Origin of the sequence: Bifidobacterium animalis subsp. animalis ATCC 25527 (assembly GCF_000260715.1) — a bacterium.
Taxonomy (GTDB): domain Bacteria; phylum Actinomycetota; class Actinomycetes; order Actinomycetales; family Bifidobacteriaceae; genus Bifidobacterium; species Bifidobacterium animalis.
This window is the reverse complement of the sequence record NC_017834.1, coordinates 1,761,354-1,783,265: the sequence shown is the minus strand read 5'-3', so window position 1 is coordinate 1,783,265 and position 21,912 is coordinate 1,761,354. Positions and strand designations below refer to the sequence as shown.

The following is a 21,912-nucleotide window of genomic DNA, read 5'->3' as shown; positions in this document are numbered from 1 at the left end:
CCCTCAACCCTGCAGATTCATGGCGTACGATTCAGAATCTGTATGATGATTCTGTGCATATGCACAGTGATCGGGGTGACGGGTTGTGGAGTTTCCACGGATAGCCAGGAGAGTTCGTGGAACGAGGCAGCCGACCCGTGGTCGTATTCGTTCGGTGTACATGTGTTCACCGAGGGGGGTGGTCACGTGCTGCGTCCGGTATGGCGGGTCATCGACGTCTCCGAACATCAGCGGAACGTCAATTGGCAGAAGGTCAAGCAATCCGAGGTCGATGCGGCGATTCTGCGCATCGGCTACGGCCATGGCAACGAAGACAAGTATTTCAAGAACAATCTGGCGCAGGTGCGTGTGAACCGCATCCCGCATGGCCTGTACTTGTACAGCTACGCCTACGGCACCGATTTCGCGCGTGAAGAGGCGAATTTCGTGCTGCAGACGCTCCGAAAATACTCGATCAACGACAAGACCATCCCCATTTTCTATGACATGGAGCATCTCGACGACTGGGGTGGCCATACGATGCCCACGCGGCCGATTCAGTTCGAACAGATTGTCAAAGTGTTCTTCGGCGCGCTCGAAGATGCGGGGTACACGAATCTGGGAATCTACACCTACGCGCACAACATGGCGACGCGCCTCGACAGTGACTGGCTGCGCGAACACGCCAACTGGATCGCTTCGTATTCGGACACGCTTGAGTATGATTTCGCAGGCTGCCCGGATCCGCATGCATGGCAATACACGTCGACCGCGCGTGTGTCCGGCGTGACCGGCGACGTCGATGTGAGCGTGTTCGACCCGCGGTTCTTTATGTCCGCCGAGTAATCGGACTAGTTGGAACGGCCGGTCTGCTCGCCGAAAATCCGAGCCCAATGCTCCACGCTGGAAAGGTCGGCAGCGCGATATTGTTCGGCGAGTGCAGGGAACCGTTTGCAGAATGTGTTCGCGAGGAACATGTTTCGCATGAACAATTCACGGAACAGCTTGTCGTCACGTCGGCACCATGCCACGGAATTGCCGTCGGCGGAAGTCACCAATGCCGACGATTGCCCGCGGAAGGCCATCCATGTGGTCTCCTTCGCCGTGACGGCAATGGCGGGCCGTGTGTCGCGAATGCCGCTGCCGTTGCCCAGCAGCGTGCGCAACAGCGTGCGTATGCCGGTAGCCTTGACCTTGCTCATCGGGCGAGGGGTGGCCTTTGCGGCGTATTGTGCCGCGGCGGTGGGGAAATCGTCGATGTTCGGGCGTGTCTCGGTGTCGCTGAATCCTTCGCGGGCCTCACGCACCTCGGCCAGTTTCGTTGGCATAGAGTCGAGAATGTATTGCGGGCCACGCATCACGTCACGGAATGCCAAGTGATGCAGATGCAGGGCGGAGTAGACGAGCCGCAGCCCTATGGTGACGTCGTTATAGGCCATTTGGTAGAGGAGCTGTGGCGTTGGCTTCTCGGAGTGCAGCAATGCGCAGATCCAACGATTGCGGTTATCGAAGTAATCCTCCCACGTACGCTGAGGATCCTTGGAATGCCAAGCCTGATGCCATACGGCCACGCCTGGCAGACTCACCGTGGCATAGCCGGCGTCCTGGGCCCGCAGGCCGAATTCGATGTCGTCGTACTTGATGAACACCGGCAACGACAGCCCGATCTCACGCATGATCTGCGTGGGTATGAGGCACATCCACCAGCCGTTGAAGTCCGAGTCGAACCGGCGGTGCAGATGTGGTTGGTCACGAAGCGGGAACTGCGCGTAATCCTGATTGTAGCGCTGACCTACCGCGGGGAGCGCGCGCATATTGTTGCGGTTCACGATCTCGCCTTGCGCATAGAGCACAGTGCGATTGTCGAGATGGAACATGCCGCCGCCGACAATGGTGGGTTTCCTGCAGTAATCGGCGAACTGCACGGCGCGAATGATCGATTCCGGCTCGCTGATCGCATCGTCGTCGAGCAGCATTGTATATGAACTTGTGGCTGCTTTGAGTGTTTCGAACATACCCCGGGAGAAGCCGCCGGAACCGCCGAGGTTCGCTTGGCGAATGTAGGTGAGCTGCTGGTCGAGCTCCCGTGCCGTATCGGCGAACCCAGGTTGGTCGCATACTCGGTCGGTGCCCTGATCGGTGCAGTAGATCGTGTCCAGTCGTGCGCGAACATTGTCATCGGCTGCAATGGTGCGCAGCTGACGCAGACAATAGGTGGGACGATTAAAAGTGGTGATCGCAATCGAGAAGGACGTGGGTTCTTGCTGTCGGCGCGCTTGCACGGGCACGCTCCATACGGCGTCACGAATCTGCAACTCCATCGATTCGGAGGCTCGCGCGTCGAACCAGAAGAATCCGCCGTCCATCAGGTCCGTCATCGGCAGATCCACGCATATCTCGGCGAAACCATGCGCGGATTGCACGGGTACGGTTTCAACCATATGGAGCAGCCCGCGCCCCGAGGAACGCATCAGCGTCACCGCACCATCACCCTGTGCCTGCGCAGTGAACCGCACGGTGTTGACATCGGTCCAGCGGCGCCAATACCCGGCAGGGAAAGCGTTGAAATAAGTGCACAACGAGATGGTCTTACCGGAATGCACGCAAATCTCGGAACGACTGTTAATGGTGAATACATCGGAGCCCACATTCGCCGCAGGTCGCACGCTTGTATTGACAAGCCTTGCTGCTTCGGAGGAGTTCATGGCACCGAAGTCGATGTTATAGAAATCATCGAAGGGGTCGATCTCGTCACGGCTCATGCGCGGTTGCGTCCATTCGATGGCATAGAGCGGCAATATGGCATTGCGGTCTTCCATCGGGAACACGACGCGATCGACCACCTCCCAGTCAACAGCGCCCGGAACCGCCGTATTCGCATGGTGTGCGGCCCGAGATTTGTTCGGTGTGCGTGTGGTTTTCGACGTATTCACTGCCATATTGATATCCTACTGCTTCGGCACGTCCATGAAGCCCAAGTCCATCAGGTAGTTCTTGCCCACCGACATGTCGTATTGGACCATCTTGTAGTCTGCGAGCAACTGCTTGGCCTTGCCGGAGAGCGTCTTCGGATCGATTATCCGGCCTTGGTCGTCGAGGAATGTGGGTTCCCCATGCGCGCTCCATGATCCCGCATTGATCGAGCGAGACATTGCAGGCACCTCCCTATGCAGTTCATCGAGCAGCGCGAGGTAGGGCGAGATGCGCGCGTCCATTTGCGCAGCGGCTTGCGTCATGAAATAGTTCGAAGACGAGAAGTCGGCGTTGGAGTCTGGCAGTTTCCCGGTATGTGGGCTCGATGCCTTATTCGACCAGATGAAGTAATCGGTTTCATGCAGCGCGAGCGCATTCTCCTTGTCGGCATTGGCGGCCTGGTATATCCCCGGGAGATGGTCTCCATAGAAGACCACGGTGATTGGACGGTCAATTTCATCAAGCTGATTCAGGAAATCGGCGGTCGCCTGGTCGGTTCGTTGAACTCCCTTGGTGTAATTGTCGTCGATGCCCATTTCGTTCGGAGTGACGTTGACCGATTCGTTTGCGGCGTGGAATTCATTCGCCTCATCATAGATATCCGGGTATGGTGCATGATTCTGCATCGTGATGAGCTGAATGTATTGCGATGGCTTGCCATCCTTGGTGTTTGACTTCACCTCGTCAATCACATTGCGATAGGCATCCTCATCGGAAACGTAATCCGTCTTCCCGTTCGGCCCCACATAGCTCTTTCCGTACTTGATTTTTGGATCGCTGTCCTGTGTGTATAGGTGCGAGAAACCGAACTTCTTATAGTTGGTCCCGCGCAGATAGAAGCTTTGCAGGAATGGATGGAATCCCACGGAGCAGCTCGTCGAATACTCGCCGCCACAATTGGCATTCCAAATCTGGTTGAATGAGTAGAACTTCGGACGCGTGGCCACAAGCTGCTGGTACGGGGAGAGCATCGTATCGCTGAAATTCACGAGACTCAGGCCGGTCATTTGCTGGAACTCGATGTTGGCGGTGCCACCACCATAACCCGGCGAGAGCATGAGGCCACTCGTCGTTGTGCTCTTGAGTGCGCGGATATTCGGCATGGGGTCGATGCTGAAATGGACGTTCGGCACGCGATTGGGGTCCGAGAAGCTTTCCGACAGCACCATGATGACGGTGCTGTCCGTCATATTCGTTGAACGCTCCGCATTGATCGTGGCTGCGGTTTTCTCATACCGTGCTTGAATCTCCTTCATTCGCGCCTCGCTGTAGTCCGGTTCATCGGCCATTGCTTTGACGCGTGTGAGGCTCAGGAACGTGGTGAGGGCTCCGTTGTGAACTGCATCCTCCTTGACGTTCCAAAGTCGTGGTTCGTAGCCGATGCGGTCTAGCGTCTTCCTCACCTCCGATTCAGGGCTGGAGAGAGAAGTGGCATACCCCATGACCAGTGCGATGCTCACGATGGGCGCGAGAATACGGCAGATCAAGCCGATGATGTTTTTGGGTCCCGCAATCGGATGGCGCCACGAACAGTAAATGAAGGTCCTGCGTTTGTCGAGGAACTGCAATGCAATGCATATGATGATGAACCAGACCAGCATGGTGATGGCGGCGTTGATGAGTGGTTGGGAATCCTCGTTGATGAACGACGCCACCTCGCCTGCGCCGCCCCCGCCTCCGCCAGTCAGGAAGCCGAGATCTGAGGGGATGACAGGTTCGCTGCGCATGGTGATTTTGATCTTGGTGGCGATGGCGAAAATCATAGCAATGGTGCCGAATATGGCAGTGCCAATCCAGAATCGATTGATGACCGTCACGCAGACGAGATAGATCAGGAGCAAGGCGATCATCGTGAGATAACAGGAACCGTCGGAGAGCGAATGATAGGCATGATCGGTTACCTGGTGGAACAGGCTGCTTTGGTCCTTCGGATTGTACTGAAGGTTGTCCTGCATGCTCCACCACAAGAACATGGTTGCTATGAGAATGACGGCAGCTGCGACCACCGTATAGAAGCCATACGAGAACTTCGGCCGCCTGTCCCATACCTGGTAGAACTTCGTTTCCTTGAACCGCCGCCACTGCCGGGTGATTGGATTCCGCGGGGGCCGTTGCTCCCTGGCTTTCCGGGCTTCCTGCACACCGTGAGACGTGGCCGCCTGCCGCGCTTCCTTGGCGCGCTTGGTCTTTGCCGGTCGCGATTCGGGTTCCGCGTTGTTCGATTCGGCAGGTTCATCCGGTGCGCTCTGCCGCTCCGGTTCCGTCTGGGTATTCGCTGCGGCAGTGGTCTGTGAGGCATCAGCTGCGTTGTCTAAGGGGGAAGACTCCGGATGCGCTGAGGAATGGGCGGCTGTTAGTAGTACGGTGTTGGTGGCCGTCATGGCGGCGAGATGATTGCGATACCTCATCTGCGCTGCCATGCGGTGTTGTTTCGCTTGGCGAATCCGCTGTGTGCGCGTGCGCGGTGCTTGTTTCGCCGGCTTGGTGCCCATGCCTACCTCTGATTCTCGTATGGTGTACAACAGCAATGTGCCTATTCTCGTGCCCCACCACGACCAAAGGCGGCGGAATGTGTGGCTATGGTGATGGTACGGCTGCCTGCTTGCGTCTCTATACTGAAGGGTATGCAATACCATGTGACTGCCGTAGTGGTCTCCTACAACCGCGCCAGATTGCTCGACGAATGCCTGTCCGCGCTCAATGCGCAGACTCGCAGGCCGGATTCGCTGGTCATCGTCGATAACGCGAGCACCGACGGCGCTTTGCAGGTGGCGCGCGATTTCGCCGGGCGCACGCCAATTCCCGCTCATATTCTCGAACTGCGCGAGAACACGGGTGGCGCCGGCGGATTCTGCGCGGGCATTGCGTACGCCGTCGCCAACGGTTCCGCGGAACCGGGAATCGCTGAATATGTGTGGCTGATGGACGACGACACCGTGCCCACGCCGACAGCCTTGGAGGAGCTGCTCGCCGCTGCAGACGAATGCGTCGCTGTGAACGATTGCCTGCCCACGGCACTCGGGTCGAAGGCGGTGTGGGTCGACGGCCGGGAACACCTGATGAACAAACCCCGCCCGCGTGCCGTTCTGGCGAAGGGGGAGCGCGAGATGACCGGCGGTGCGTACCAGGTGCGCTCGCTCTCCTTCGTCTCCTGCATGCTCAATATGGGTGCGATTCGCGGGCGTCGACGTCTGCCGATCAGCGCGTTCTTCCTGTGGAACGACGATTTCGAATACACGACGGCTCTGTTGCGCAAAGGCGTGGGGTACTATGTGCCGGCGAGCGAGGTCGTGCACAAGACGAAGAAATTCGGTTCGTCGGACGCCGACCCGGGCCCGCGTTTCTACAACGAGGTGCGCAACAAGATCTGGATGCTCAGATTCTGCCGCTCGGACTTCTCATTTGGAGGTCTGCTTGCATTCCTCGCGAAGACCGCGCGCCGCTGGCTACTCACTGTGATGCGCGCCGACGACCGCCCCCTCATTCTTCAGTGCCTGCGCGACGGCTGGCGTGACGGCTGGCACACCGAACCGGAGTCGAATGCCGAGATCTTCGCCCGTGCATGCCCGCCGCTGGTGCCCGACATCGAGCGCATCTCCCTTTAGATCTCTTCAGACTCGGCTCTTTGGCTCCGTCTCCCTGCATCATCGGAGACATGCTCCTCCAGATAGGCAGTCATCCCCTGCGTAATTTGGGACATCTGCGGGCCTCCATCTGTCTCTTTTTACGCAGAGTATTGAAAATTGACCTGTACGCATCTGCGTAAAAAGAGACAGATGGCGGGCGCAGATGTCCCAAATTACGCAGACGATGTGGGAGGAACGGCAGAGAATCAGCCGTCAGTCACTTGACCATCGAATGGAATAGACTGAAGCCCGGATATGGCCTGTTGTCTCTCTTCGACAGGTTGTGGTGCGTAGTCTATATACCACTTTGAGGAATTCCCTGTATCTGGGAAGCTCGGGCTACTATGTCGAAAGGGGATGCATTGTGACTGCCAATCAGACTACCGCTGTGCTCATACCTTGCCTCAATGAGGAGAAAACCATTGGCAGGGTGGTCACTGCCTTCAGGCAGCAGCTCCCTGATGCGCAAATCTACGTGTACGACAACGCCAGCGATGACCGTACCTCTGAATTCGCGGCCCAAGCAGGGGCGATTGTGCGCATTGCCCCCGAACGTGGCAAGGGCAATGTGTTGCGTAGAATGTTGCGTGATATCGATGCCGATCGATACGTGCTTGTGGACGGGGATGACACCTATCCAGCGCAGGACGTGCACGCATTGCTCGATGCGCTTGACAAGGGTTGGGATATGGTTGTCGGCGACAGACTGTCCTCCACGTATTTCACGGAGAACAAGCGCCCCTTCCATAATTCCGGTAATCGTCTCGTTCGCTCTGTCATCAACCACACATTCCATGCACATGTTCATGATGTGATGAGCGGATACCGTGCGTTCAACAATTTGTTCGCAAAATCGTATGCGGTTATGTCAAACGGCTTCGAGATCGAGACGGAGATGACAATCTTTGCGCTTGATCGCAAGATGCGTGTGACTGAGGTGCCCGTGCAGTACCGTGATCGTGTCGAAGGAAGTGTGAGCAAGTTGAGCACGTTCTCAGACGGAGCCAAGGTCCTCAACATGATTTTCAGACTTGTCTACGAGAACCGGCCATTGCCGTTCTTCGGCTCGTTGGGGGTGATCATTGGAGGAGTTGGATTTGGATTGGCTCTATGGGTGTGCATAGAGTTTGCTCAGACGGGTGAGGTTCGGCGTTTCCCCTGCTAATCGGCTCGACGATGCTGATGCTTATAGGTGTCATCTCCATTTTCACTGGACTGATTCTGGCGGTCATGGCGCGTAGGGATCGAGCGCAATTTGCATTTGAGTCACAAATATATATCGCTTCTTCGCATAATCGCCCCAGTGTCAGTGAATCTTTCGATAATCGTGTTTCGGAACACATCTCGCTTATAAGATGAGATGACTATAACGCAAAATATATTCACTTGTTTTATTTTGAAAAATAAAGATTGAGAGAATTCTATGAGCCAGCCGACTGAGTCGATAACAGAACCGACCCAGATGAATGACGTCACCTCAACTAGAATGAAACATAGTACCTCGCTGAAGCACAATTCTCGTGACCGATTTTGGATTGCATGTGCCGTTGCGTTCATTGTTGTCATGGTCATCGAACTGGGGTTCTTCAATCTCGGGCATTGGCGTACCCAGAGCGCAGAGCCTGTCGAAATCGGCACGGCACAATTCGGTTCAGGACTCGAATACCAAGGCAATTGCGAATACAAAATCACCGATCCGGATTCAGCGACCATCACGGTACCTGTTCATCAGCGGGGAACCACAGACGCGCCTGTGCAGGTCAAAAGCGTGAAACTCGTCGCCACCCCGGACGGTAAGAATCTGTTGCCGTCTCAACGCAACCATTTTTCGAATGCCGTCATTTCCGTCAATGACGCCGTCTCGGCACATCCCGATCAAACATGGATCCAATCAACGTCAAGTGACGGAGGGTGGGGAGATCCACGTAATACGCTTGAATACAACACCAATCCAGACACCCAATACTTGCTTTTCGGCAAGAAACGCGAAGCATATCAGTCCACGGCAGTGCGTGTCACTTTCCAGAACGCCAAGGGCTACAACATAATCTTCGATCATTTGGAAGTCAATCCCCATATCCCGCTTAAGGTCAACCCCTTCAGGCTTCTGGTGGAAGTGCTCATTGCTGCGTTCTTCGTGGTATTTCGCCCCTCGTCGCGCATCTGGCGCAGTTGTGCAGCAAGCACGAGCGTTCGTCAACGCATCTGCACCATCGTCTATATTGTCGCGTGGTCGGCGCTCCTCATCCTCATTGCCTATGCCACCCGTCGTGTGTACTACGGCTTCAACTCCTCCCATGCCCATTGGGAAGACACCGAGCAATATCAACGGCTTGCCGATGCCTTGATTCATGGACGTACATGGCTTGACCTCCCCGTGGATCCCACACTCGAGACGATGCCCAACCCCTATTCGGCCGATGACCGCTATGGGCTTATCGGCACTGGCAGCCATCAGTATTTCTGGGACCATGCATACTATGAAGGCCATTACTACAGTTATTTCGGGGTCATTCCGGCGTTGCTCACGTTCATCCCCTATCAACTTCTCACTGGCCGGTGGATGCCGACCTGGGCTGCAATCGGTATATTCTCAGCTCTGGCGATTGCCTTCGGCACGCTGCTGCTTCGCCGTCTTGCCCGCGATTACTTCCCGTCGGCAACTCTGGGCTCTGTGTGGTTGGCCGTCATCGCGTTCAATATCGGCACCAATTTGTTTGTATATGCGCATAGCACCTCCTTCTACGGAGTGCCTATGACCTGCTCGATTGCATTGGTGCTCATGGGATTGTGGTTCTGGCAGATTTCCAAGCGCTCGGATGGCACAGTTTCGGTGTTGTGGATTGCTCTTGGATCGTTGTGTATGGCATTGAACCTCGGATCACGACCGCAGTTCATGATTGCATGTTTCCTTGCGTTCCCCATGTTTTGGGATCAAATTGCCAAGCGGCGTACCTTGTTCTCTCGTAAGGGGTTCGCAGCCACTATTTGGGCAATCGTTCCCTTTATTGTGGTCACGGTGCCCTTGCTGATCTATAATCACCTCCGTTTCGGGAAATACTTCGATTTTGGTGCGAACTATAATCTCACTAGTTTCGACATGACCACGCGGAAATCCTCATTCTACATCCTGTTTTCGGAGGTGTTCAACCAGCTATTCCAACCCACCGGCACTACGGCGGCCTTCCCGTTCGTTACCACGGTGGACACCGCAATATCTTCCCCGCAGGAAGGTTCCATTGGAGGATTCTTCGCCATCTACCCGTTGGCCATATTCGCGCTGCTATTCATAGCATTGCGAAAGCAGCTTCGTGTACACAAGGTGTGGAGCATGACCGTGATGATGATGGTGTTTACCCTTATAATCGTGATTTTCGATTGCTATAAGTGCGGCACCTCCATGCGCTACTACGGTGATTTTGGTTACCTGCTCATGCTCGCTGCTGCCTTGGTCATTTTCGCATGCGACGTCTCCTTCCGGGCCGATGCGTCGGGATATTACGAGATACGTGGAGGCGCACTGGGGATGTCAGCGAGTGGACAGCATGTGCGGGCCAATCAAACGACTGCATTCCATATCCTGCAGATCACCTTAGTGGCGCTAGTCTTTTTGACGATTGTCATTAATATGTTCGGAATGTTTGCCAATGGCCGTATTTGCAACTGGAAAATACTGTGCCCCGACTTGTATGCCACTGTTCGTAGTTGGTTTATCGGATTGACGGCGTAGCCAGTGTGGGCGTTTCTTGCTTTGACTTGGCCACCTTCAAGGTAATCGGGGACATCTGCGGGCCTCCATCTGTCTCTTTTTTACGCAGAGTATTGGTAATTGACCTGTACGCATCTGCGTAAAAAGAGACAGATAGATTCCGCAGATGTCCCAAATTACGTAAAGCATGCAGATTATTTATCAGCACGCTTCAGTTTATTAACATTCTGCTCATTAGCACTCTGCGTAAAAAGAGACAGATAGGCACTGAAAATGTCCCAAATTACGCAGATTGATATGAATATGATATGAATAATCGCGAATCACTCGGACTGGGCGTGACGACCGCGCGGCTTGGCCTGCACTTCGGCTGGCGCAGGCGCTGCGGAGATCTCGGTGTTGCGGCGCGAGACGATTGAATGGTAGGCGCGCTTGCGCAGGGAAGTGGGCATCATGCGGTATGCGGCGCGAATGAACGTGTTGCGCAGGAACTGTGCGGGTGACGTGAAACCGTCGCGCAGGAAGCGCCACTGCAAACGCAGCTCCTCGCGGAACATATCCCAGCCGCCGCGGCGTTCATACGCCTCCTGATTGGTGCGGTAGAGTACGAGCGGTTCCGGCATGTTGAGGAACTGCGCATGGTTGAGCATCATGCGCTCCCACAGCAGGTAATCCTCGAATCTGCCCGCATCCTCCGGGTAGCCGCCGGCGGCCAGCACAGCGGACTTGCGGAACACGACGCTTGGGTGATGCACCGGCGACTGCATGCGCGCATACTTCTCCAGATCGGCGCCCTCGGCAGGCAGCATGCGAATCTGCCCGGGCTTGCGCTCATCGTCGGTGAATTCGCGGATCGCGCTGCCCATCACATCAATCGGCAGTTTCGATTTCGCCGTGGTGTGCGAGGCGGAGGAGCGGCGGGCGAATTGCGGAATGATCGTGGCGAACCGGTTCGGCAGCGACACGTCATCGCAGTCCGCGCGCGCGACAACGTCGAAATCGCAGTGCTGCAGGCCGATGTTGAGGGCATGCGCGAGTCCCCGGTTCTCGTCGAGCGGCACAATCGTCACCTCAGGCACTGCCAGCTCGGGGCGCTCGGCGGTGAACCACACCGCCATGGTCGACTGCAGCGTATCCAAATACCGCTGCACCGGCTCCTGAACCGGTCCGTCGCGCACAATCACCACCTGGTTCGGCGGCAGCGTCTGCTCGATGGTGCTCGACTGCACGGAACGCTCCACCTCACGCAACGAATTGCCCCCATACACCGCCATGAGCAGCGTGAAGGGGGCAGTCGTCTCCCGGCGTTCCCTGTGTGTCATGCAACCTATGGTAAACCACGGCGGGGGAAGTTCCGCCATGAGCCGTGGCTGCATTGCATGAATACTGTGTGCATATTCCGCGCGCATGTCTGCATATGTTCGATGTGCCATGTTCAGCGGCACATCTTCTTATGCTGCCGAATTTCGTTCGCAGGCCGCGTAAGCATTGGCATTCGCGAATCACGTCGCAGTGTGCACACCGCGTTTTATGCTGGTGACAAGTGTCCGCTGCAGACTGTTTCCGTGGTGTGCGGCGACGAATATGCACATGCGGCATGTTCGATTGATATTTTCGGAAGGACTTGAGATGACTGCAAACGAGCAGAACGCGACGCCGGATCTGGTGATCGTCGGTGCCGGAATCTTCGGCCTCACCATCGCGCAGCAGGCGGTGGAGAAGCTCGGCGTGAACGTCACGATCATCGACATTCGCGACCACATCGGCGGCAACGCCTACTCGTACATGGACCCGGAAACCGGCGCCGAGATTCACAAATACGGCGCCCACCTGTTCCACACGTCGAATAGCCGCGTGTGGGATTACGTGAACCGTTTCACGAAGTTCACCGATTACGTACACCGCGTCTACGCCACGCACGACGGCGAGGTGTTCCCGCTGCCGATCAATCTGGGCACGATCAACCAGTTCTTCCGTGCGAACTACACGCCCGCGCAGGCCAAGGCGCTCATCGACGAGCAGGCCGGCGAGCTGGCGGGCACGGATCCGGCGAATCTCAACGACCAGGGCATTTCGCTCATCGGGCGTCCACTGTATGAGGCGTTCATCAAGAACTACACCGCCAAGCAGTGGCAGACCGATCCGAGCGAGCTGCCGGCGAGCATCATCAAGCGTCTGCCGGTGCGTTTCAACTACAACAACCGGTATTTCAAAGACACGTGGGAAGGTCTGCCGGCAGACGGCTACACCGCGTGGCTTGAGCGCATGATCGACGACCCGCGCATCACTGTGAAGCTGGAGACGGATTTCTTCGACGAGACGCAGCCGCTCAACAAGCGCGCGTTGTTGGAAGGGGGCGTGCCGGTGGTCTACACGGGCCCGGTCGACCGCTATTTCGACTACGATCTGGGCGAGCTCAAGTGGCGCACCGTCGACTTCAAGGAGGTGCGTTATGACGAGGGTGACCACTTCGGCTGCGCGGTCATGAACTTCTCCGACGCCGACGTGCCGTACACGCGCGCCATTGAATTCAAGAACTTCAACCCGGAGCGTGCCGCCGAGCAGAACCCGAACAAGACCGTGGTGTGGGAGGAGTACTCGCGCTTCGCGAACCGCGGCGACGAGCCGTATTACCCGATCAACACCGATGAAGACAAGGCCCTGTATGCACAGTACAAGGCGAAGGCCGCCGACGAGCCGAATGTGGTGTTCGGAGGCCGCTTGGGCACCTACGCGTACTACGACATGGACCAGGTGTTCAACCAGGCGCTGATTTCCTACGAGAAGCAGGTTGAGCCGCTGCTCAAGAAGTAGTTTGTATTTGTTTATATTTGCAGATTGCGTTCTGTGAACTCGCTTTCTGAATGCTGACGGGAACTCTGGATAGGGGTTCCCGTTTTGCGTTATGCGTCGGCGATGAATGTGGTGTGAGATAGAGTCAGATGATGTATGGCGGAGGGGTGCGGGGCATGGCTTTGTCACTGTCGCAGGCTCCTTTACGTTCCTCAGCCCTTGCCCCCGCGCCCCTCCGCCACATATCATCGGTGGTGGTTTCTTTCATGGTCGGGGGCGTGGCGGGGAGGAGCCTCGGGGAGGCATGGCGGCTGTCGTCGTTTTGCAGGGTTGTCTGCATAGCCTGCGTAATTGGGGTCGTGTGTGGCGTGGGTTTCGTCTCCTTTTACGTCTGGGGAAAGGTGGGGTGGGGGGTGTTTCCTGTGGTGGTTTCTTTCTTGTGTGTTTGCGGATTGGTTGGTGTCTTTGTCGGTGTCGTGTGGGGTGTGGTGTTGGGTTTTCGACACGCCGGTGGTGGTGAGTGTTTTCTAGGGGTTTTGTGGTGTGTGGTTGGGGGTGGGTTTGTGTTTTCGGGGTGGGGCGTGTAAGTTATTCATCTTGCTGCCGGTTGGTGAGCTTCTGGACTGGGTCCGGGTGTGTTCGCCGGCTGTGTGGTGGTGGTTTGAGAACTCAATAGCGTGTACTGTACTACTTGACCAAGGTTGATGTCGTTGCGGCTGTCGTGGCCGTGATGGTGCTTGGTCGTCTTTTATGATGCCAGTTCCGTTGTCCGCCTGCATGGTTTCGTGTGGGTAATCCTGTCGGGTTTTGATGGATGGCGGAGGTTTTTTGTGTGACCGTCCTTCCTTATTGGATGGTCCGTCTGATTTCTTTTGAAATGGATTTGAGAGTCGTTTTTGGCTTTCTGCAATGTTTGTTGTGGAGGGTTCGATTCTGGCTCAGGATGAACGCTGGCGGCGTGCTTAACACATGCAAGTCGAACGGGATCCCTGGCGGCCTGGCTGCCGGGGTGAGAGTGGCGAACGGGTGAGTAATGCGTGACCAACCTGCCCTGTGCACCGGAATAGCTCCTGGAAACGGGTGGTAATACCGGATGCTCCGCCCCACCGCATGGTGGGGTGGGAAATGCTTTTTGCGGCATGGGATGGGGTCGCGTCCTATCAGCTTGTTGGCGGGGTGATGGCCCACCAAGGCGTTGACGGGTAGCCGGCCTGAGAGGGTGACCGGCCACATTGGGACTGAGATACGGCCCAGACTCCTACGGGAGGCAGCAGTGGGGAATATTGCACAATGGGCGCAAGCCTGATGCAGCGACGCCGCGTGCGGGATGGAGGCCTTCGGGTTGTAAACCGCTTTTGTTCAAGGGCAAGGCACGGCTTCGGGCCGTGTTGAGTGGATTGTTCGAATAAGCACCGGCTAACTACGTGCCAGCAGCCGCGGTAATACGTAGGGTGCGAGCGTTATCCGGATTTATTGGGCGTAAAGGGCTCGTAGGCGGTTCGTCGCGTCCGGTGTGAAAGTCCATCGCCTAACGGTGGATCTGCGCCGGGTACGGGCGGGCTGGAGTGCGGTAGGGGAGACTGGAATTCCCGGTGTAACGGTGGAATGTGTAGATATCGGGAAGAACACCAATGGCGAAGGCAGGTCTCTGGGCCGTTACTGACGCTGAGGAGCGAAAGCGTGGGGAGCGAACAGGATTAGATACCCTGGTAGTCCACGCCGTAAACGGTGGATGCTGGATGTGGGGCCCTTTCCACGGGTCCTGTGTCGGAGCCAACGCGTTAAGCATCCCGCCTGGGGAGTACGGCCGCAAGGCTAAAACTCAAAGAAATTGACGGGGGCCCGCACAAGCGGCGGAGCATGCGGATTAATTCGATGCAACGCGAAGAACCTTACCTGGGCTTGACATGTGCCGGATCGCCCCGGAAACGGGGTTTCCCTTCGGGGCCGGTTCACAGGTGGTGCATGGTCGTCGTCAGCTCGTGTCGTGAGATGTTGGGTTAAGTCCCGCAACGAGCGCAACCCTCGCCGCATGTTGCCAGCGGGTGATGCCGGGAACTCATGTGGGACCGCCGGGGTCAACTCGGAGGAAGGTGGGGATGACGTCAGATCATCATGCCCCTTACGTCCAGGGCTTCACGCATGCTACAATGGCCGGTACAACGCGATGCGACACGGTGACGTGGGGCGGATCGCTGAAAACCGGTCTCAGTTCGGATCGCAGTCTGCAACTCGACTGCGTGAAGGCGGAGTCGCTAGTAATCGCGGATCAGCAACGCCGCGGTGAATGCGTTCCCGGGCCTTGTACACACCGCCCGTCAAGTCATGAAAGTGGGTAGCACCCGAAGCCGGTGGCCCGACCCTCGTGGGGGGAGCCGTCTAAGGTGAGACTCGTGATTGGGACTAAGTCGTAACAAGGTAGCCGTACCGGAAGGTGCGGCTGGATCACCTCCTTTCTACGGAGAATTGAGCGTGCATGGTTGTGTGCACGGTTGTGTGGCTGGGGTTTGCCGAGTGCGATGGTTTCGTCGCCGCCCTGGCTTGCTGGTGTGGAAGAGTCATATTGGATCACGGTCGTGTTGGTCGTGGTGGTGTGGTGCGTGCTGTTGGGTTCCCTGGCCGCCACCGGCCCCCCGTGCGGGGGTGTGGTTGCCTGTGGGTCCCCCAGGTCGGCTGCCCGGTGCCTGTTGGTGCGGGGTGGGTGTCCTGGTGGGGTGGTGGTTTGAGAACTGGATAGTGGACGCGAGCATCGGCCCGCCCGTTGTGGGTGGGGTTGGTGTTCGTACTGTGATTCGAATCCGAGGAATCGTTTTTCTTGGGTTCGTTCGTATCGTGTGGGGGCGCGCCGTGTGCGGTGCGTCTCCGTGATCTGATGTCGTTCTAGGGTTTTTCAGTAGTGCTTTGGTCATGGCGGCCGTGTTGTGGTTGTCGTGATGGGCGTATGGTGGATGCCTTGGCAGACAGTACCGATGAAGGACGTGGGGGCCCGCGATAGTCCTGGGGGAGCCGCCGACATGGCTTTGATCCCAGGGTGTCGGAATGGGTCAACCCGCCAGCCGTCATGGGCTGGCACCGCACTTGTGCGGGGGGTACGCAGGGAAGTGAAACATCTCAGTACCTGCAGGAGAGGATACTCCGTGAGTAGTGGCGAGCGAAAGCGGATGATGGCTAAACCGTGCGTGTGTGATACCCGTCGGGGGTTGCGCGCATGGTGTCGTGGGAACGCCTGTCCAGCGGCCGACGCCGTTGGCTGTGGTGATAAATGCATGCGTGAGGCGAACCGGGTTGGATACCGGGCCGGAGAGGGTGATGGCCCCGTAGCCGTATGCGCGTGCACCATGGATGGTGTCTCCCGAGTAGCGCGGGACTCGTGGAATCCCGTGTGAATCCGCCCGGACCGTCGGGTAAGCCTGAGTATACCTGTCTGACCGATAGCGTACGAGTACCGTGAGGGAAAGGTGAAAAGCACCCCGGGAGGGGAGTGAAAGAGTTCCTGAAACCGTGCGCCCGCGAACCGTCGGAGCCCCCTGGTGGGGTGACGGCGTGCCTATCGAAAAATGAGTCTGCGAGTCAGTGGCATGTGGCGAGCATAAGCCGTGTGGTGTATGCGTAGCGAAAGCGAGTCTTAAAAGGCGTTTTGAGTCGCGTGTCCTGGACCCGAAGCGGGATGATCTAGCCCTGGTCAGGTTGAAGCGTGGGTAAGACCGCGTGGAGGACCGCACCCACTTAGGTTGAAAACTGAGGGGATGAACTGGGGTTAGGGGTGAAAGGCCAATCAAATTCCGTGATAGCTGGTTCTCTTCGAAATGCATTTAGGTGCAGCGTCGGTTGATTGCGTGTGGGGGGTAGAGCTACTGGATGCTTGCGGGCCCGTACCGGGTACCAACAGCAACCAAACTCCGAATACCCATCGCGTCTATTCCGGCAGTGAGTCGGCGGGGGATAAGCTCCGTCGTCGAGGGGGAGACAGCCCTGACCGTCGTCTAAGGTCCCCAAGCGCGTGCTAAGTGGGAAAGGATGTGGAGTCGCATAGACAGCCAGGAGGTTGGCTCAGAAGCAGCCATCCTTGAAAGAGTGCGTAACAGCTCACTGGTCTAGTGGTTCCGCGCCGACAATGTAGCGGGGCTCAAGCACGCCACCGAAGACGCGGATGCAACGTTGTGTTGCGTGGTAGGAGAGCGTCCCACACCGGGGCGAAGCGGCGGGGGAACCCGGCCGTGGACTGTGTGGGAGTGAGAATGCAGACATGAGTAGCGAGAGCAGGGTGAGGATCCCTGCCGCTGGAAGACCAAGGGTTCCAGGGCCACGTTCGTCGTCCCTGGGTGAGTCGGGTCCTAAGGCGAGGCCGACAGGCGTAGTCGAATGGATGAACGGGTCGATATTCCCGTACCGGCTTTCGGACCGACCAGCAGCCCGTGTGAACAAGGGCCATCCGATACGGTTGATGGGGGCTTCGGCCTTCTGATTCCGTTGCTGTTTGGCCTGGACGCGCATGGGTTGAGCGTTTCAGGAGTGACGCGGACGGGTAGCCGGCCGGGGAGGTGGTTTTCCCTGGTCAAGCGTGTGGCCCCGCCCCCAGGCAAATCCGGGGGCATGATGGGGTGAGGCGTGATGATGGGCGCTGTTCAGGCGTGATATCCGGTGATCCCGTCGGCCGAGAAAAGCTTCGGCGCGAGGTCCGTTGCCGCCCGTACCCCAAACCGACACAGGTGGTCTGGTAGAGTATACCGAAGCGATCGAGCGAATCCTGGTCAAGGAACTCGGCAAATTGCTCCCGTGCCTTCGGCATAAGGGAGACCCCCGGCGGTTCCGGCCCCGTTCGCGGGCCGCGGGCGGCTGGGGGTGGCACAGGCCAGGGGGTAGCGACTGTTTACCAAAAACACAGGTGCATGCCAAGACGCAAGTCGCCGTATATGCACTGACGCCTGCCCGGTGCCGGAAGGTTAAGAGGATCCATCAGCGTCCCCTCGCGGGATGCGAAGTGGTGAATTCAAGCCCCGGTAAAACGGCGGTGGTAACTATAACCATCCTAAGGTAGCGAAATTCCTTGTCGGGTAAGTTCCGACCTGCACGAATGGCGTAACGACTTCCCCGCTGTCTCGACCAGGAGCTCGGCGAAATTGCAGTACGAGTAAAGATGCTCGTTAAGCGCAGAAGGACGAAAAGACCCCGGGACCTTTACTATACCTTGGTATTGGCATCAGGTGCGGATTGTGTAGCATAGGCGGGAGGCTTCGAAGCCACGGCGCCAGCCGTGGTGGAGCCGGCCAGTGAAATACCGCTCTGTCCCCATCTGATGCCTAACCCGGACAAGTGAGCCTTGTCGGGGAGAGTGCCTGGCGGGTAGTTTAACTGGGGCGGTTGCCTCCCAAAGAGTAACGGAGGCGCTCAAAGGTCCGCTCGGCCCGGTTGGCAATCGGGTGTCGAGTGTAATCGCACAAGCGGGCTTGACTGCGAGATCGACGGATCGAGCAGGGACGAAAGTCGGAGATAGTGATCCGGTGCCGGCGTACGGACGCGGCATCGCTCAACGGATAAAAGGTACCCCGGGGATAACAGGCTGATCATTCCCAAGAGTCCATATCGACGGGATGGTTTGGCACCTCGATGTCGGCTCGTCGCATCCTGGGGCTGGAGCAGGTCCCAAGGGTTCGGCTGTTCGCCGATTAAAGCGGCACGCGAGCTGGGTTCAGAACGTCGTGAGACAGTTTGGTCTCTATCCTCTGCGCTCGTTGGAATCCTGAGGAGGCCTGCCCATAGTACGAGAGGACCTGGGTGGACGAACCTCTGGTATGCCAGTTGTCCCGCCAGGGGCACGGCTGGTTGGCCACGTTCGGGAGGGATAACCGCTGAAAGCATCTAAGCGGGAAGCCCGCTCCAAGATAAGGATTCCTGACACCCCCCCTGGGGGGTGTGTGAGACCCCATAGAGAACATGTGGTTGATAGACCGGACGTGGAAGCCCCGCGAGGGGTGGAGCCGACCGGCACTAACGGTCGAAGACAACCAACACCACCATGACACAAGCCAGGACAACCCCGGCGGCATCATCATGGCGGCACGAACACCAACATCCCTCAACACCCGCGTCCACGATCCGGTTCCCAATCCGCCACCCGAACGGAGAATAACAGAATTTTGCGGCGGCCATGGCCCAGGGGAGACGCCCGGTCCCATTCCGAAGCACGGCGCTGGTACCATGGCACGAGAGGACATGGGAGAGTAGCACACCGCCGCAACCACACTTTACCGAAGGCCCGGGGAACACACGTTCCCCGGGCCTTCGCATATCCCAAGCAACCCCCCACACGGGCAAGCAGGCGCCGTTCCCCGGCCCGGGCGGACAATCCCCACCGCCCGCACCGCCACACGGGAGGAACATATCACACCGCGCGATTTCCATCCCATGAACACCACACCAAACCAGAAGAACAACCGCAATCCAATATAATCTTCCCAATTGCCTCTTCACATTGTCATCTCCTTACATTGTCATCTCGGAATGCAATGGTGAACAATTCCCGCATTGCTAGGCGTGCCATAGAATATAACTACACACAGTACGGCAACAGATGAGGCGAATATGGTGCGGCGAGTAACGTTAAGGGAAGTGGCGCAGGAAGCTCAGGTTTCCGTAGCCACGGCGTCGCTCGTGCTCAATAACAAGCCATCACGTATATCACAACGTACACAGCAGCGCATTCGCGATGTGGCGAAACGTCTGCAGTATGTGGTCAATGAGAACGCGCGCGGTCTGGTCACCAATGAAACGCGCCTCATTGCGCTCATTGTTCCCGATATCGAGAATATGTTTTTCGCATCGCTGGCCAAATGCCTGGAAATGGAATGCCGGCTGAGCGGGTATCAACTCTTCATCTCGAATTCCGATGACGACCGAACGCTGGAACGTCAGCTCATGCGAAACTTTGTGGGACGTGATATCGACGGTCTCTTCCTTATTCCCGCCATCGACAGCTATACAGACCGCGCATTGCTCCACGACCAGATTTACGCCTCCCCATGCCCCATTGCCATCATCGACAGGCTGATCACCGCCGATATCTGCGACGGCGTGGGCTTCGACAACGAGCTTGGTGGCCGGCTTGCAGCCCAGCGACTGCTCAGAGTAGGCCACGAGCGGTTCGCCTGCATTACCGGGAACAAAGACAACGTGAATGCGAATACACGCTGCTATGGCTTTCTGAAGGCATTGCAGGAACATGACGTGCCGGCGGACTCCATTCTCACTCTCGACGGCAATTATCGATTCTCGGGTGGTTATGACGCTGCCGATGCCGTGGCAGATTTTGGTGCCACAGGCTTGTTCTGCTGCAACGATTTGATGGCATTGGGGGCAATCGACCGCTTCCGCGAACTCGGCATTGCCATTCCCGCGGATCTTTCGATAATCGGTTACGACAACATTGTCAAACGTTTTGGTCTGTTCACACACCTGACCACGGTGGAACAGAATGTCTCCGAACTCGCTTCGCAGAGTTGGCAATGCCTGTACCGGCATATTCAGCACCATGATTCCGGCCGGAACTGCGCGAAGGCGAATGATCTGCTGCTGCTCGAACCGCGGTTGGTCGAGGGAGACACCGTCGCACAGGCGCCGATTTCCCGCTGATTCCAGATTCCCTATACACCGACTCTCAACTTGCGGCATTAGTTTTCGTGAATCTTTGCCGCTGGCATAGCGTCGCGTCTTCTTCTGTTGTGCGGTATGATGAACGGTAGTTCTTGATAAAACGTTTTATCACCAACTGGCGCGTATGCGTCGCAATCAAAGAGGATTGAAGGAAGGTTCCCATGAAGAAGCTCATTCTTGATCTCGACACCGGTGTCGATGATGCGCTTGCGATTTCGTATGCGCTCGGCAGTCCGGAAGTCGAACTAATCGGCATCACCGGCACGTACGGCAATGTGCTCATGGAGCAGGGCGTACGCAATGCGCTGGCCATCACCGAACTGCTCGGTCACCCCGAAGTACCTGTATACAAGGGTCTGCCTCATGCCAGCACGAAGGATTCCTTCGAGGTGCTGCCCATTTCCGCATTCATTCACGGTGAGAACGGCATTGGAGACGCGGTGATTCCCGATCCAAAGCGTGATGCCGAAACAGAGCCGGCCGTCGATTTCATCATCGACGCGGTGAAGACCTACGGTGACGATCTGGTGTACGTTCCCACCGGTCCGCAGACGAACATCGCCGCCGCATTCCGCAAGGCTCCGGAAATCGCCGAGCAGCTCGGCAAGATCGTGCTGATGGGCGGCGCGCTCACTGTGCCGGGCAATGTGAATGCCTGGACCGAAGCGAATATCTCGCAGGACCCAGATGCGGCGGACTATGTGTTCCGTCATACGAAGGATGCGACGATGATCGGTTTGGATGTGACGCTGCAGACGCTGCTCACCTACAAGGAGACGCAACGCTGGCGTGACCTCGGCAATGCTGCCGGTACGTTCCTCGCCGACATGACCGACTTCTACATCAAGGCGTACGAGACCACCGCGCCCCACTTGGGAGGCTGTGGCCTGCATGATCCGCTCGCGGTTGGCGTTGCCGTCGACCCGACGCTGGTCACCGTGCATCCGATCAATATGAAGGTCGATGTGGAAGGCCCGACCCGCGGCCGCACCATTGGCGACGAGGACCGTCTCAACGACCCGCACAAGACGATGGGCGCAGCGCTCGACGTCGACGTCCCGCGCTTCCTCGACGAATTCATGACGCGCATCACCAACGTCGCGAAGAACGCATAGCTGTACGCAGAAGACAATCTGCACCCGGTCTGCATGCAGACCACGAATCGGAATTCTCACATATCTT

At 57.3% G+C, this 21,912-nt stretch carries 9 protein-coding genes, 2 rRNA genes and 1 pseudogene; 9 read left to right on the top strand and 3 right to left on the bottom strand.

All coding sequences use genetic code 11. The annotated features are described in order from the left end of the window. Nucleotides 1-42: 42 nt before the first annotated feature. Nucleotides 43-825, top strand: coding sequence for a glycoside hydrolase family 25 protein (locus BANAN_RS07370; RefSeq protein WP_014698273.1), 783 nt, complete (start codon nucleotides 43-45; stop codon nucleotides 823-825). Between the two features lie 5 nt (nucleotides 826-830). Here BANAN_RS07370 and BANAN_RS07365 read toward each other — a convergent pair whose 3' ends face one another. Further along, nucleotides 831-2,918, bottom strand: coding sequence for a glycosyltransferase (locus BANAN_RS07365; protein WP_014698272.1), 2,088 nt, complete (start codon nucleotides 2,916-2,918; stop codon nucleotides 831-833). A gap of 9 nt (nucleotides 2,919-2,927) precedes the next feature. Beyond that, a complete protein-coding gene (locus BANAN_RS07360; protein ID WP_014698271.1) occupies nucleotides 2,928-5,444 on the bottom strand; it encodes an LTA synthase family protein in 2,517 nt (838 codons plus the stop codon). Nucleotides 5,445-5,576: 132 nt separating this feature from the next. Here BANAN_RS07360 and BANAN_RS07355 point away from each other — a divergent pair, with 132 nt between their 5' ends. The 3 genes and pseudogenes from BANAN_RS07355 to BANAN_RS07345 all read left to right on the top strand — a co-directional run bounded on the left by BANAN_RS07355 (nucleotide 5,577) and on the right by BANAN_RS07345 (nucleotide 10,308). Further along, entirely contained in the window at nucleotides 5,577-6,557 is a 981-nt protein-coding gene (locus BANAN_RS07355; RefSeq protein WP_014698270.1) for a glycosyltransferase, read from the top strand. A gap of 409 nt (nucleotides 6,558-6,966) precedes the next feature. Continuing rightward, nucleotides 6,967-7,937, top strand: a pseudogene (locus tag BANAN_RS07350) (glycosyltransferase). 103 nt (nucleotides 7,938-8,040) lie between these two features. Continuing rightward, the gene (locus BANAN_RS07345) at nucleotides 8,041-10,308 is read left to right on the top strand and encodes a glycosyl transferase (RefSeq protein ID WP_041777173.1); all 2,268 of its coding nucleotides are present in this window, start codon (nucleotides 8,041-8,043) and stop codon (nucleotides 10,306-10,308) included. 302 nt (nucleotides 10,309-10,610) lie between these two features. Here BANAN_RS07345 and BANAN_RS07340 read toward each other — a convergent pair whose 3' ends face one another. After that, nucleotides 10,611-11,696: a glycosyltransferase gene (locus tag BANAN_RS07340; protein WP_041777054.1), complete on the bottom strand. Its 1,086-nt coding sequence runs from the start codon at nucleotides 11,694-11,696 to the stop codon at nucleotides 10,611-10,613. 220 nt (nucleotides 11,697-11,916) lie between these two features. Here BANAN_RS07340 and glf point away from each other — a divergent pair, with 220 nt between their 5' ends. The 5 genes from glf (at nucleotide 11,917) to BANAN_RS07310 (ending at nucleotide 21,845) form a co-directional block, all read left to right on the top strand. Beyond that, nucleotides 11,917-13,101, top strand: coding sequence for a UDP-galactopyranose mutase (glf, locus tag BANAN_RS07335; protein ID WP_014698265.1), 1,185 nt, complete (start codon nucleotides 11,917-11,919; stop codon nucleotides 13,099-13,101). A gap of 894 nt (nucleotides 13,102-13,995) precedes the next feature. Beyond that, a 16S ribosomal RNA gene (locus BANAN_RS07325) occupies nucleotides 13,996-15,536 on the top strand. A 465-nt stretch (nucleotides 15,537-16,001) separates the two neighbouring features. After that, nucleotides 16,002-19,091 (top strand): 23S ribosomal RNA (locus tag BANAN_RS07320). Together the 16S and 23S rRNA genes form the textbook arrangement of a ribosomal RNA operon. Before the next feature lie 571 nt (nucleotides 19,092-19,662). Further along, the gene (locus tag BANAN_RS07315) at nucleotides 19,663-20,709 is read left to right on the top strand and encodes a LacI family DNA-binding transcriptional regulator (protein WP_041777053.1); all 1,047 of its coding nucleotides are present in this window, start codon (nucleotides 19,663-19,665) and stop codon (nucleotides 20,707-20,709) included. 182 nt (nucleotides 20,710-20,891) lie between these two features. Beyond that, a complete protein-coding gene (locus BANAN_RS07310; RefSeq protein ID WP_014698262.1) occupies nucleotides 20,892-21,845 on the top strand; it encodes a nucleoside hydrolase in 954 nt (317 codons plus the stop codon). Nucleotides 21,846-21,912 lie beyond the last annotated feature (67 nt).

Excerpts from the sequence above, each read along its gene's own strand:
- BANAN_RS07370 (WP_014698273.1), top strand. The coding sequence starts at position 43 with ATGATGATTCTGTGCATATGCACAGTGATCGGGGTGACGGGTTGTGGA.
- BANAN_RS07365 (WP_014698272.1), bottom strand. The coding sequence starts at position 2,918 with ATGGCAGTGAATACGTCGAAAACCACACGCACACCGAACAAATCTCGG.
- BANAN_RS07360 (WP_014698271.1), bottom strand. The coding sequence starts at position 5,444 with ATGGGCACCAAGCCGGCGAAACAAGCACCGCGCACGCGCACACAGCGG.
- BANAN_RS07355 (WP_014698270.1), top strand. The coding sequence starts at position 5,577 with ATGCAATACCATGTGACTGCCGTAGTGGTCTCCTACAACCGCGCCAGA.
- BANAN_RS07345 (WP_041777173.1), top strand. The coding sequence starts at position 8,041 with ATGAATGACGTCACCTCAACTAGAATGAAACATAGTACCTCGCTGAAG.
- BANAN_RS07340 (WP_041777054.1), bottom strand. The coding sequence starts at position 11,696 with ATGCGCGCGGAATATGCACACAGTATTCATGCAATGCAGCCACGGCTC.
- glf (WP_014698265.1), top strand. The coding sequence starts at position 11,917 with ATGACTGCAAACGAGCAGAACGCGACGCCGGATCTGGTGATCGTCGGT.
- BANAN_RS07315 (WP_041777053.1), top strand. The coding sequence starts at position 19,663 with ATGGTGCGGCGAGTAACGTTAAGGGAAGTGGCGCAGGAAGCTCAGGTT.
- BANAN_RS07310 (WP_014698262.1), top strand. The coding sequence starts at position 20,892 with ATGAAGAAGCTCATTCTTGATCTCGACACCGGTGTCGATGATGCGCTT.